Annotated in this window: 11 protein-coding genes and 1 pseudogene; 8 read left to right on the top strand and 4 right to left on the bottom strand. The window is 59.1% G+C overall.

The features are described from left to right. Positions 1-2: 2 nt before the first annotated feature. From E3O56_RS23895 to E3O56_RS23885, 3 genes are all read right to left on the bottom strand, one after another. Positions 3-893 (bottom strand): pseudouridine synthase, encoded by an 891-nt coding sequence (locus tag E3O56_RS23895; protein ID WP_248129096.1) that lies wholly within the window; start codon positions 891-893, stop codon positions 3-5. Between the two features lie 69 nt (positions 894-962). Further along, positions 963-1,298: a hypothetical protein gene (locus tag E3O56_RS23890; RefSeq protein ID WP_003189932.1), complete on the bottom strand. Its 336-nt coding sequence runs from the start codon at positions 1,296-1,298 to the stop codon at positions 963-965. Between the two features lie 74 nt (positions 1,299-1,372). Next, on the bottom strand, positions 1,373-1,609 hold the full coding sequence (locus E3O56_RS23885) for a glutaredoxin family protein (protein WP_216090952.1): 237 nt from the start codon (positions 1,607-1,609) through the stop codon (positions 1,373-1,375). Positions 1,610-1,762: 153 nt separating this feature from the next. Between E3O56_RS23885 and E3O56_RS23880 the strand changes: the two genes are divergently transcribed. Continuing rightward, entirely contained in the window at positions 1,763-3,499 is a 1,737-nt protein-coding gene (locus E3O56_RS23880; RefSeq protein ID WP_143508419.1) for a monovalent cation:proton antiporter-2 (CPA2) family protein, read from the top strand. On the opposite strand, the gene E3O56_RS23875 is transcribed toward E3O56_RS23880, so the two are convergent. Further along, entirely contained in the window at positions 3,486-4,694 is a 1,209-nt protein-coding gene (locus tag E3O56_RS23875) for an ammonium transporter (protein WP_032877119.1), read from the bottom strand. The two genes, E3O56_RS23880 and E3O56_RS23875, sit on opposite strands and share 14 nt — an antisense overlap. Before the next feature lie 345 nt (positions 4,695-5,039). On the opposite strand from E3O56_RS23875, the gene E3O56_RS23870 reads away from it, so the two are divergent. From E3O56_RS23870 to E3O56_RS23840, 7 genes and pseudogenes are all read left to right on the top strand, one after another. Further along, positions 5,040-5,354: a YqjD family protein gene (locus E3O56_RS23870; protein WP_005786475.1), complete on the top strand. Its 315-nt coding sequence runs from the start codon at positions 5,040-5,042 to the stop codon at positions 5,352-5,354. 2 nt (positions 5,355-5,356) lie between these two features. After that, a complete protein-coding gene (locus E3O56_RS23865) occupies positions 5,357-5,761 on the top strand; it encodes a phage holin family protein (protein WP_005786473.1) in 405 nt (134 codons plus the stop codon). Then, positions 5,758-6,096 (top strand): hypothetical protein, encoded by a 339-nt coding sequence (locus E3O56_RS23860; RefSeq protein ID WP_032877120.1) that lies wholly within the window; start codon positions 5,758-5,760, stop codon positions 6,094-6,096. The genes E3O56_RS23865 and E3O56_RS23860 overlap by 4 nt, the downstream gene beginning before the upstream one ends. Before the next feature lie 163 nt (positions 6,097-6,259). Then, positions 6,260-7,591, top strand: a complete 1,332-nt coding sequence (locus E3O56_RS23855) for a deoxyguanosinetriphosphate triphosphohydrolase (RefSeq protein ID WP_005786469.1) — start codon at positions 6,260-6,262, stop codon at positions 7,589-7,591. Positions 7,592-7,760: 169 nt separating this feature from the next. Beyond that, positions 7,761-8,141 (top strand): response regulator, encoded by a 381-nt coding sequence (locus E3O56_RS23850; RefSeq protein ID WP_032877121.1) that lies wholly within the window; start codon positions 7,761-7,763, stop codon positions 8,139-8,141. Between the two features lie 269 nt (positions 8,142-8,410). Then, positions 8,411-9,036, top strand: a pseudogene (locus E3O56_RS23845) (response regulator transcription factor). Positions 9,037-9,044: 8 nt separating this feature from the next. Then, positions 9,045-12,680 (top strand): transporter substrate-binding domain-containing protein, encoded by a 3,636-nt coding sequence (locus tag E3O56_RS23840; protein WP_248129095.1) that lies wholly within the window; start codon positions 9,045-9,047, stop codon positions 12,678-12,680. Positions 12,681-12,685: the final 5 nt, after the last annotated feature.

The following is a 12,685-nucleotide window of genomic DNA, read 5'->3' as shown; positions in this document are numbered from 1 at the left end:
GTTTACCAGTCGAGGGTGATACGGCTGTGAAAACTGCGTTCTTCACCATTTAGCGGGTCGATGAAACGCACGCCCTGGGCCAGCAGCTTCAGGGGGTGGGCGTAGTCGTCCTCGGCGTCCTTGACCACAACGGGATAGAACGGGTCATTGCAGATACTCGCCCCGAGGGCAGTCATGTGTACGCGCAGCTGGTGTTTCTTGCCGGTCACCGGGAACAGACCGTAACGCCACAAACCACCCTTTTTCTCGCGCACTTCAACGGCCGTCTCGGTGTTGCTGGCGCCCGGCCCTTCCTGCATCCGAAAGAAGGGTTCGCCATCCACCAGGCGGCTTTTATGCACCAGGGGAAAGCTCAGATTCGGCAGGGCCGGGGCGATGGCTTCGTAGAATTTGTCGATACGCCGCGTGGGAAACAGTTGCTGGTACGCCGAGCGGCTTTGCGGGTTGGCCGAGAACAGCACCAGCCCCGCCGTGTGCCGGTCAATGCGGTGCAACGGCACCAGGGCGGGGTTGTCCAGGCGACGGATCAGGCGACGCAACAGGGTTTGCTCAACGTACTCGCCGGCGGGAGTCACCGGCAGGAAATGCGGCTTGTCCGCCACCACCAGATGTTCATCGGCGTACAGGATAGTTTCCTGTACCGGAATCACTTTTTCGTTGGGTACTTCGCGAAAGTAATAGATGCACAGGCCTTCCTTGTAGGCCAGGCCCAGGCTGATCGGGCTGCCATTGATATCCAGCACTCGTTCCCGGGCAATGCGGTCCAGCCACTGCTCACGGCCAATGGCCGGGAAGTGATCGCACAGGCAGTCGATCACCGTTGCCCAAGGCCCCGGTGGCAGATACAACGTGCTGGCTTGGTGCTGGGCGGCGGAAAAACCGGAAGTGGACATGCAAATGCTCGAACCTGGAAACAGGCGGGCATTATCCCGCATGGAGCGCGATTGAGCCTAGGGCCGTTCTCATGCCTTGGCCAGTTGGGCCCGCAGCACCGGCGAAGCGCTCGCCGCCTCGGTGAACTCCTTGAGCCAGCGCAGTACGTCCACTGCTTCCCAACGGCCCGGATCATAGAGCGCGTAGAGCAAGCCTTGATAACCCACCACATCCAACTGTTTGTGATAACCGGCACGCTGGAACAGCGCCTCGATTTCCGCAAAGCAGGTGTTGAAATGCACTTTGTTGAAGGGCGTCTTGCCTTCCGTGACCAGCCCATCGAGGCGCAGCTCGTTGACCGCGTCGCGCACCACATCGGCGGACATGCGATTGACGCTGCTTTTCAATTGTTCAACATTCACCACGGGCGTTCCCTCTATTCAATCGCTGTACGAATATACAGTAACGTAATATTCGCAAGCCCGCCATCGGATAAACGTCAGCGCAGAAAGGCAACGACCTGGCCGGTGTCGAACGGCCAGTCCAGTTCCGCCCCGGTGTCCATGCGGCGAAGCACCGGAATCCGCAGGCCGTAGTCTTCTGTCAGGTCATCTGGCTCAGTGATATCCACCAACTCCACCAGCAGCCCGTGCTCGACGAGCGGCATGATTTCGGCTTCGGCAATTTCACACAGATGGCAACCCAGGGTGCCGAACAGCTGGCATTCAGGAGGCATGACGAAAGAACCCGGTCAGAAAAACAAGTGACCATTCTAAACCCGCTCGCGCCGTGAAATCCCATTGCCGACAAAACACCTGACCCAGGTCACCATGGCCTATAACTGATTCAGCGATTCTCGCGGCTTTTTGCCCGTCCACCTGCAATGGAGATGCCTGTGTTTGCCAACCTGCTGATCATCCTGGCCTCATCCCTGGTGGTGATTGCGCTGTTTCGCCGGCTGCAACTGCCGCCCGTGCTGGGCTACCTGTGCGTGGGCCTGGCGGTGGGGCCGACTGCTTTGGACTGGGTGAACGACAACGAGGACCTGCCGGACTTGGCCGAGATGGGCGTGGTGTTTCTGCTGTTCTCCCTGGGCCTGGAGTTTTCCCTGTCGAAAATGTTCGCCCTGCGCCGCGTGGTGTTCGGCCTGGGCAGTTTGCAGGTGTTGGGATGCGGCGCCCTGCTCGGCGCTGCGCTGATGGGCTTGGGCCTGGCGCCGGGCATCGCGCTGTTACTGGGTGCAGGGTTGGCGTTGTCGTCCACGGCCATCGTCAGCAAGGAACTGACCAGTCTTGGGGAGATCTTCAGCAGCCACGGCCAGAATGCGATAGGCGTGCTGCTGTTCCAGGATGTGGTGGCGGTATTGCTGCTGACACTGGTGCCGGTGTTTGCCGGCAGCAGTGACCAAGCCTGGTACTGGGCATTGCCGCTGACCCTGGGCAAAACCGTGGTGTTGTTCGTCGGCCTGTTATTCGCCAGCCGCTGGTTGCTGCCGCGGTTGTTCCATGAGGTCGCCGCGTCCCATTCCGCAGAGTTGTTCGTGCTGCTGGCGCTGGTAATTGTCTTGCTCACCGCCTGGCTCACCCACCTGCTCGGCCTGTCCCCTGCCCTTGGTGCGTTTCTGGCCGGTATGTTGCTGGGCGAGAGTCATTATCGTCACCAGATAGAAGCGGATATCCGGCCGTTTCGCGACATTCTGCTGGGGCTGTTTTTCGTCAGCATCGGCATGTTGATCGACCTGCAGTTATTCGTCAGCCACAGCCTGTTGATCCTCGGCCTGACCCTTACGCTGATGTTGGTCAAAGGCTCTGTGGTGGCCGTACTGGTCAAGCTGCGTGGCAGCGACACTGAAACCGCCTGGCGCAGCGGCCTGGCCCTGGCCCAGGGTGGCGAGTTCTGTTTCGCGCTGATGGCGCAGATGCAGCAGAGCCGGTTGATTCCGGATGAGTTCAACGGCCTGCTACTGGCCGCCACGTTCTGCTCGATGCTGTTGACGCCGCTGCTGTTGCGCGCAGCGCCGGCCATTGCCCTGCGCCTGCATCGCAAGCCCAACCAGCAAGTGCAACTGGAGCACATCACCGCGCTCAACGCTCAGTTGCACGGGCACGCGGTGATTTGCGGTTATGGTCGGGTGGGACAATCGATCGGGCGGTTTTTGCGCCGCGAGCACCAGGCGTTTATCGCCCTGGATGACGACCCCGAACGGGTGCAGGAGGCCGCCACCGAGGAAAGCAGCGTGCATTATGGCGACTGCCGCCGGGGTGCCTTGCTCAGTGCCGTGGGCCTGGAGCGCGCGCGGTTGGTGGTGATCGCCGTCGACAACAGCGATGTCGCGCTGGTGGTGCTCAAGGAAGCGCGACGGATCAACCCACAGGTGCCGATCCTGGTGCGCACCCGTGATGACAGCCAGTTGGCTGAACTCAAGGCCGCGGGGGCCAGCGAAGTGGTGCCCGAGTTGCTTGAGTCAAGCCTGATGCTCGCGTCCCACGCCCTGATCCTGCTGGGCCTGCCGGACCAACAGGTACAGGCTCGGGTGGATGAAGTGCGGCAGAACCACTATCGCTTGCTGCACGGGTTTTATCCGCCGCCACACACTGATGAACAAGCGCCGATCAATCCTGACTGACCGCACCGATCTTGTGGATCGACAGGTCCGCGCCGTAATACTCCTCTTCCTGACTCAAGCGCAGCCCTTGCACGCGCTTGATCACGCCGTACACCAGCAAGCCGCCACCAAACGCCACCGACACGCCCAGGCCGGTGCCGATCAACTGGCTGATCAAGCTGACGCCGCCAAGCCCACCCAGGGTGGCCTGCCCGAAGATGCCGCAGGCGATGCCGCCCCACACGCCACACAAGCCGTGCAACGGCCATACGCCCAGCACATCGTCGATCTTCCAGCGTGCCTGGGCGGCGATAAAGCACCACACAAACAAGCCGCCTGCGACTACTCCGGTGACCAGCGCGCCCACCGGATGCATCAGGTCGGAACCTGCGCAGATCGCCACCAGCCCGGCCAAGGGGCCGTTGTGCAGGAATCCTGGGTCGTTACGGCCGATCACCAGCGCGGCCACGGTACCGCCAACCATGGCCATCAACGAATTGACGGCCACCAGGCCGCTGACCCCGTTGAGGGTCTGCGCACTCATCACGTTAAAGCCGAACCATCCCACGATCAGGATCCACGACCCCAGCGCCAGGAACGGGATGCTCGACGGTGCAAACGCCACCAGGCGCCCTTCGCGATAACGTCCATTACGCGGCCCCAGCAGCAACACCGCCGCCAGCGCCAGCCAGCCGCCCATGGCGTGCACCACCACGGAACCGGCAAAATCGTGAAAACTGGCGCCAAAGCTTGCAAGCAGCCAGGCTTGCAGACCGAAATTGCCGTTCCACACCATGCCCTCGAAGAACGGGTAGATAAACGCCACGATCAGTGCAGTGGCGCACAACTGCGGCGCAAACTTCGCACGTTCGGCTATGCCACCGGAAATGATCGCAGGGATCGCCGCGGCGAAGGTCAGCAGGAAGAAAAACTTCACCAGGCCATAGCCATGATCGGCGCTGATGACGGCTGCCGGTTGCATGAAGCTCACACCGTATGAGATCCAATAGCCTATAAAGAAATAGGCCAGGGTGGAGATGGCGAAATCGCTGAGGATTTTCGACAGGGCGTTGACCTGATTCTTCTGGCGCACCGTGCCGACCTCAAGGAAGGCAAAGCCGGCGTGCATGGCCAGGACCATGACCGCGCCAATCAGGATAAACAGGGTGTTGGAACTGTGGACGAGTGTATCCACCGCACTTTGCAGATTTTCCATGGAGGTTGGCAGGCCTGCATCAAGGCAAAAAGCACCAAATCGGTTCAAGCTGAGGGTTGGCGCACTAAATGGGTACCACCGGTTTCGTCCCTGTTGGGAGGGCACGAACCGCTTTAGCGCAGCGATCAACACAACTGACCGTTGCCGACAGGGTTTTTCCGCGGGTTTTAGTTATTTAGGGTAAGGTTTTTCAAGGCTTGCGCCCCGACCGCCCATATTCGGCGCGGGCCTCTGAGCCTGCGCACCAATGCAAAGCAAAAGCTGTACCACACAATTGCAGTGAACCTTCAGCGAACGCCGCGACTCGAAACCACACGTACAGATCAGCCACACACGGAGACAACCATGGCCGGTAAAACAGCAAAGACTGCTCAAGAGATACTGATGGCGGATTTTCAAACCCTGGTCAGTGATACCGAAAGGTTGCTGGACGACACCGCAGTGCTGGCCGGCGATCAGGCCGACGAACTGCGCACCAAGATCCACGAGAGCCTGCTCAAGGCCCGCGAGACCTTGCAACTGACCGAAGACTCCCTGCGCGAGCGCGGTCAGGCGGCCATCACCGCCACCGAAGACTACGTGCAAGCCAACCCATGGCAGTCAGTCGGCATCGCTGCCGGCGTGGGCTTTTTGATCGGTCTGCTGGCTACAAGGCGCTAATCATGTCTATCGGCGAATCCAGCTCATCAACGAGCGCACATTCTTCGGCAAGCGGTTCCACCTCCCGACGCCTGGGCGCCGCTGTGCTGGGCTTGCTGCACAGCCATGTCGAGTTGTTTGGCATCGAATTGCAGGAGCAAAAGGCCCGCACTGTCAGCCTGTTGTTGTTTGCCGGTCTGGCGTTGGTGTTCGCCCTGCTGTTGCTGGTAGGGTTGTCGACGCTGGTGATGATCCTGGTGTGGGATACCGGCTACCGCCTGACGGGGATCATCTGCCTTTGCGTGTTCTATAGCCTGGCCGCGGCCTTCTGCGGTGTGCGCCTGAAAGCGGCGGTGTTCGATGAATCCACGCCCTTCCACGCCACGCTCGAAGAGCTGGCCAACGACCGGGAGCGCCTGCTGCCATGAGCATGACCGAGATCCCGAAAAATACCTCCCGCCGGGAAATGCGCAAGACGCTGATCCGCCTGCGCATGGAAATGCACCGCCAGGAAATCCGTCATGAGTCCCAGCAACTGATGGCCCCTCTGCAGAAAATGCGCAACATGCGCCACAACTGGCAGGACAGCCTGGGCATCAAGCACGCGCCACTGTGGGGCGTGGCGGCGGTGACGCTGATGGGCTTTTTCACCGGCAAGGGCGCCAAGGGCGGCAGTATCAGCAGCGTGACACGTCTGGTGCGGCTGGGTGCAGGGTTGATCCCATTGATCAAATTGGCCATGCAAGGCTCGCGCAAAAGTTAAACCTTTGCCGGCGGTTAGCTTGCCGATACCAGTGGCCCGGCCCTCGTCAACGGGTGCCGGGCCTTTTTTCGCCCGCACCGCCGACCTGTAGATTTTTGCTTGCTCCGCCACGCCGGAAACGGGAAGCTGGCGGATGTCATTCACCGAACGGAGAGTAGTTGCCTTGGATTGGCCCACCCTGCTGAACCGCGAACGCCTGGGAAAACCTCTGCACAGCCCTGAAGAACTGGGCCGCAGCCCCTTTCACAAAGACCACGACCGCATTATTTTCTCCGGCGCGTTCCGGCGCCTGGGCCGCAAGACCCAGGTGCATCCGGTATCGAGCAACGACCATATCCACACGCGCCTGACCCATTCGCTGGAAGTCAGTTGCGTCGGCCGCTCCCTGGGTATGCGCGTGGGTGAAACGTTGCGCGGCGCCCTGCCCGACTGGTGCGACCCGAGCGACCTGGGCATGGTGGTGCAATCGGCTTGCCTTGCCCACGATATCGGTAACCCGCCGTTCGGACACTCTGGCGAGGATGCCATTCGCCACTGGTTCCAACAGGCCGCCGGGCGCGGCTGGTTGGACGACATGAGCAGCGCCGAACGCAATGACTTTCTCAACTTCGAAGGCAATGCCCAGGGCTTTCGGGTACTGACCCAACTTGAATACCATCAGTTCGACGGCGGCACGCGGCTGACCTACGCCACCTTGGGGACGTACCTCAAGTACCCCTGGACCGCCCGCCACGCCGACTCGCTGGGCTACAAGAAGCACAAGTTCGGCTGTTACCAGAGCGAGCTGCCGATTCTGGAGCAAATCGCCCATAAGCTCGGCCTGCCCCAGCTTGAAGAGCAACGCTGGGCCCGTCACCCGCTCGTATACCTGATGGAAGCGGCCGACGACATCTGCTATGCGCTGATCGACCTGGAAGACGGCCTGGAAATGGAGCTGCTGCAGTACGCCGAAGTCGAGTCGCTGTTGCTTGATCTGGTGGGCGATGACTTGCCGCAGACGTACCGCCAATTGGGCCCGCTTGACTCTCGGCGCCGCAAGCTGGCGATCTTGCGCGGCAAAGCGATTGAGCACCTGACCAATGCAGCGGCGCAGGCCTTTGTCGAACAGCAGGACGCCCTGCTCGCCGGCACGCTGCCGGGCGATCTGGTCGAGCATATGCACGGGCCGGCGAAGCGCTGTGTGCTGGATGCCAAGGACATGGCGCGCAAGAAGATCTTCCAGGACAAGCGCAAGACACTGCACGAAATCGGCGCCTACACCACCCTGGAAATCCTGCTGAACGCCTTCTGCGGCGCGGCCCTTGAACAACATGGCGGGCGCACGCCGTCATTCAAGAATCGGCGCATTCTGGACTTGCTCGGCAATAGCGCGCCGGATCCGGCCTGGCCGCTGCACGCCTCATTCCTGCGGATGATCGACTTCATCGCCGGTATGACCGACAGCTACGCCACTGAAATGGCACGGGAGATGACCGGGCGCTCCAGCCCTCAATAACGATCCGATCAAGCCGCCCGTTCCCTGAAACGAATCGCCCTACGATGGGAACAGAGCGGCCTGATCGAATTCGTACAGGCACCCGAAGAATAATCACGCACGCTCCTAACGGGCCAGCCGCGCAATTCCTACCGCCCCCATCGACGCTTGCATCACTGTGTGCACTTTTATGCCCAGACACTCTCTTCGTATTCTTTTGGTGGAGGATCACCCTTTTCAACTTCTGGCCACCCAGTGCCTGCTCAAAAGCTTCGGCTTCGAGCAACTGACACCTGTGGAAAATGCCGAGCAGGCCATACACACGATGAGTCGGTCCGAACACCCCTTCGACCTGATGCTGTGTGACCAATGCCTGCCTGACCTGCCGGGGCTTGAACTGATCGAAATCGCCAACCGCCAGCGCTTCATCACTGGCGCCATTCTGTTAAGCGGCTTACCCACACAGGAATTGATCAACCTGAGCAGGCAAGCCTTGCAACGACGTCTTCCACTGCTTGGCTATTTGTCCAAGCCCTTGAACAAAGATGAGCTGGAAAGGCTAATAGGTTAATTTTTAACTCTCTCATGTAGGAACTTAAACATCATTTTCAATGAAAAACACTATAAGGCCCGTCGTAAAATCCAAGGCCCCGTTTATTGGCGCAACCACCTTCAAATTGTTGATATACCCTGTAACGTCCCCCTAACAACTTGTAGGCTTTTGCCTTATTAAACGTAGGAACTTTCCTGTTTTGCATTTACTCCCTGTGAGCTTCATGCTGAGCCCTCATCTTCTGAGCTAATGTGCCCGCTTTATTTGCACCAGCATGGAATGTGATTATGAACTCAGTTTTTATTATCGATGACCACCGGTAATCCGGCTTGCCATTCGAATGTTACTGGAGCATGAGGGTTACAAGGTCGTCGGCGAAACAGACAATGGGTGCGATGCGATACAGATGGTCCGCGAATGCCTTCCAGACCTGGTGATTCTCGACATCAGCATCCCGAAACTCGACGGCCTTGAGGTGCTCTGCCGATTCAACGCCATGAACACCTCGATGAAAACCCTCGTGCTCACGGCGCAATGCCCTACGCTGTTTGCCACGCGATGCATGCGCTCGGGTGCCGAGGGCTATGTGTGCAAGGAAGGGGACTTGAGCGAGTTGCTGAGCGCCATCCGTGCGGTCCTGTCCGGCTACAACTACTTCCCCAGCCAGGCGTTGAACGGCCCCGGAACGGAAGGCCTGGATGTACAAGAACTGGAACTGTTCAAGACAGTCAATGACCGGGAGCTGATGGTCTTGCAACTTTTTGCACAAGGCCGCACTAACAAGGAAATAGCCAAAGGCATGTTTTTGAGCAACAAGACTGTCAGTACTTATAAAAAGAGGTTAATGCAAAAACTCAAAGCCAAATCCTTGGTAGAACTCATCGAGATGGCAAAACGAAACGCGCTAGTGTGAGAAAGCGGATGCCCAGGCGTATAAAGGACTATCTGATTATATTGAGTGCCGGTCTGTACTTCAGCACTGCCGTGCTCGCAGAGCACCAAACAAACCCGGAACGCTTCACCTTATTGAGTCGTGCGGGAGCCGTTCAACTCGGCACTCATTTTGACAAGGCTCAGCACCACTGGCTACAAAACAAACGCGAACTGGTGCTGGGCACCTCCGCGCCCGATTACCCGCCATTCGACCTGACGTCCAGCGGCTATGATTATGAAGGGCTGACCGCCGATTACGCGGGGTTGTTGGCCAAAGCACTCTCCTTGCCGGTCAACGTAATGCGCTACCCGTCCCGGGATGCAGCCATTCGAGCCTTGGAAACCGGGGAAATCGACTTGTTGGGCTCATCCAACGGTTTTGAGGCTGCGACACCGAACCTTATCCTCTCTGAACCCTACGCCGTGGACCAACCGGTACTGGTCACCCGCGAGGGAGAAACCCGTAGCCTCAACGAGGGCCTGGACGGGCTGCGCTTAAGCCTTGTCTACCATTACCTGCCGCTCAATGAGGTAGAAAAGCTGTACCCCAAGGCCATCATCCGCGCCTATCCGTCTTATCAGAACGCCTTGAATGCGGTGGCCTTCGACCAGGCGGATGTGTTTCTGGGTGACACCATTTCCACCCACTACATGATCAACAAGGGTTATCTCAAAAACATCCGCATGGCCAATTTCGGCAAGCATGAGGCTTATGGTTTCAGCTTCGCCATGCGTGAAGATAACCGCGTGCTGCTGAGCATTGTCGACGCGGTCCTGGCTGCGGTCCCCATCACCGAACGAGACAGCATCGCCAAACGCTGGAGCGCCGGCAGCGATATCCTGCTCACCGACAAGAAATTGCAACTGACCCAACGCGAAGAGCGCTGGCTTAAAGAGCATCCGGTGGTCAAGGTGATCGTCAATGAAACCTTCGCGCCTCTCACGTTCTTCGATGCGGACGGCAACTTTCGCGGCATTACCGCCGATCTCCTGGAGCTGATTCGCCTGCGCACCGGCCTACGCTTTTCGATTGTACGCGGGCGTGATGTCAACGCGATGATCGATCAGGTCACCAGCCAGAAGGTCGATATGATCGGGGCCATTGTGCCGAGCAACACAAGGGACTCGCAGCTCAATTTCAGCCGACCCTACCTGGAAAACTCCTACGTATTGTTGACACGCAAGGAGCCAGGGCCACCCGCGAACATCGCACAAATGGCAGGAAAGCGCCTGGCGATAACCCAGGGCAACCCCTTGATCGAGACCTTGACCAACGATTTCCCCCAGGTTCACCTGGTCGAAACCAGTGATACTTTCAGGGCATCGGAGTTACTCGCACAGGGCCAAGTGGATGGCGCAGTGAGCACACTGGTGATCGCCAACTACCTGCTGTCTTCCAAGGCTTTTCAGGACAAGCTGCAGATCAGCGCCAGCATTGGCACTACGCCGGCAACTTATACCCTGGCGACATCGCGCCACGCCACGGAACTGAGCTCAATCCTCGACAAGGCGCTGCTCAGCATCGCCCCGGATGAAATGGGCGTGATCAACAGTCGTTGGCGGGGTTACACCGCCGCGTCCGACAGCTACTGGCGCAACTACCATCAATTGATATCTCGAATCATCATCGGTACCGGGCTGTTGCTACTGATTTCCCTGACCTGGAACGCCTACATGCGGCGCCAGATAAAACACCGCAAAATGGCCGAACGGGCCCTGAACGACCAATTCGAATTCATGCGTGCGCTGGTCAATGAAACCCCCCATCCGATCTACGTGCGTGACCGCAACGGCCTGCTGCAAACCTGCAACGACAGCTACCTGCAGGTATTCGACGTCAAACGCGAAGACGTGATCGGCAAAAGCGTCACCCAGATGAGCATGGCCCTGGAGTCGGAGGCGGCGCAATACCATGCCGACTATCTGCGCGTAGTGGCCGAGGGCATTCCGCTGATCCTGGATCGCACATTGCATATCCACGAGCGCAAACTGACGATCTATCACTGGATCCTGCCGTACCGCGACTCCACAGGCGAAGTCCAGGGCATCATCGGCGGCTGGATCGACATCAGCGACCGACGCGAGTTGTTTGATGAGCTACGCGCCGCCAAAGAGCGGGCCGATGAGGCCAATCGCGCCAAGAGCACGTTCCTTGCCACCATGAGCCACGAGATCCGTACGCCCATGAACGCCGTGATCGGAATGCTCGAACTGACGCTCAAGCGCGCCGATCAAGGGCATCTCGACCGCCCAGCCATCGAAGTGGCGTACAACTCGGCCAAGGATCTGCTGGAGTTGATCGGTGACATCCTGGACATCGCACGTATCGAATCCGGCCGTCTCAGCCTGGCGCCGGAGCGCGTCAACCTGCGCGAGGTGATTGAGTCGGTGGTGCGTGTCTTCGACGGTCTGGCACGCCAGAAAACCCTCAGCCTGCTGCTGGAATTCAAGCCCGACCTGAACGATATCGAAGTGCTGATAGACCCTCTGCGCTTCAAGCAAGTACTGTCGAACCTGGTGAGCAACGCGATCAAGTTCACCGAGCAAGGCCAGGTGAAGATCAAAGTGGAAGTACAGCCGACCCAGGCACCGGAGCAGATCGAGCTGAAGCTGGTGGTGGAAGACACCGGCATCGGCATCAGCAGGGAGGATCAACTGCGTCTGTTCGAACCCTTTGCCCAAGCGGACAATTCCGGTCAACTGGCCAGGAGCGGCGCGGGGCTGGGGCTGGTGATCTGCCGCAGCCTGTGCGCCATGATGGGCGGCCAGTTGAGCCTGAGCAGCGTGCCCATGGTAGGTACCCAGGTGCACGTCAACCTGAGCGTACCCCGCCTGCAAACGATCACGGTGGTGGGTGAGCAACAGCCTGAAGCACCGGCCGCCACTCGGGTGCTGAATGTACTGGTGGTAGACGACCACCCGGCGAACCGCCTGCTGATGTGCCAGCAACTGGGCTACCTGGGTCATCAATTCACTGCCGCCGAGCACGGTGCTGCAGGGTTCCAGGCCTGGCGCAAGGAGCATTTCGACCTGGTGATCGCCGATTGCAACATGCCCATCATGAATGGCTATGAGCTGAGCCGTTCAATCCGTGAATATGAGCAACGCGAGCAATTGGTACCTTGTGTGGTGCTGGGCTTTACTGCCAACGCCCAGCCAGAGGAAAGACAACGTTGCGTGCAGGCCGGCATGGATGACTGCCTGTTCAAGCCCATCAGCCTGACCGTACTGGAACGGCAACTGGCGCAAATCGCTCCCAAACCTGCGAACCAGCGCCTGAACCTCGAGTGCCTGCAAGCGTTGACCGGCGGCGACCCGCAATTGAGTCGACGCCTGCTGGAGGAGCTGCTGAGCAGCAGCCGTGACGACCGTCAGGCGCTTGTCACGCTGTTGAACCGGCAGGCCCACCCCCCCGAGATCATTGAACAAGCCCACAAAATCAAGGGCGCTGCCCGTATCGTTCAGGCCCATTCATTGGCTGGGCAATGCGAAGCGCTGGAGCAAACCTGCGCTCGCAATGAAGAGTGGGCAACCATTGAAACCGGCATCAAGGCGCTGGAGCATCTCATGCTGGAACTGGAGAGGATGCTGCAGATTCAACTGGCCGAGCTGCAAGGCCAATAAACGCC

The organism is Pseudomonas sp. W2Aug9 (assembly GCF_023127755.1).
Lineage (GTDB): Bacteria > Pseudomonadota > Gammaproteobacteria > Pseudomonadales > Pseudomonadaceae > Aquipseudomonas > Aquipseudomonas synxantha_A.
The sequence above is the reverse complement of the archived record's forward strand: the minus strand, read 5'-3'. Positions and strand labels throughout refer to the sequence as shown.

Bases quoted from the DNA above. Each gene is read 5' to 3' on its own strand.
- E3O56_RS23850 (WP_032877121.1), top strand. From the start codon at position 7,761: ATGCCCAGACACTCTCTTCGTATTCTTTTGGTGGAGGATCACCCTTTT.
- E3O56_RS23860 (WP_032877120.1), top strand. From the start codon at position 5,758: ATGAGCATGACCGAGATCCCGAAAAATACCTCCCGCCGGGAAATGCGC.
- E3O56_RS23865 (WP_005786473.1), top strand. From the start codon at position 5,357: ATGTCTATCGGCGAATCCAGCTCATCAACGAGCGCACATTCTTCGGCA.
- E3O56_RS23880 (WP_143508419.1), top strand. From the start codon at position 1,763: ATGCCTGTGTTTGCCAACCTGCTGATCATCCTGGCCTCATCCCTGGTG.
- E3O56_RS23885 (WP_216090952.1), bottom strand. From the start codon at position 1,609: ATGCCTCCTGAATGCCAGCTGTTCGGCACCCTGGGTTGCCATCTGTGT.
- E3O56_RS23895 (WP_248129096.1), bottom strand. From the start codon at position 893: ATGTCCACTTCCGGTTTTTCCGCCGCCCAGCACCAAGCCAGCACGTTG.
- E3O56_RS23840 (WP_248129095.1), top strand. From the start codon at position 9,045: ATGCCCAGGCGTATAAAGGACTATCTGATTATATTGAGTGCCGGTCTG.
- E3O56_RS23875 (WP_032877119.1), bottom strand. From the start codon at position 4,694: ATGGAAAATCTGCAAAGTGCGGTGGATACACTCGTCCACAGTTCCAAC.
- E3O56_RS23870 (WP_005786475.1), top strand. From the start codon at position 5,040: ATGGCCGGTAAAACAGCAAAGACTGCTCAAGAGATACTGATGGCGGAT.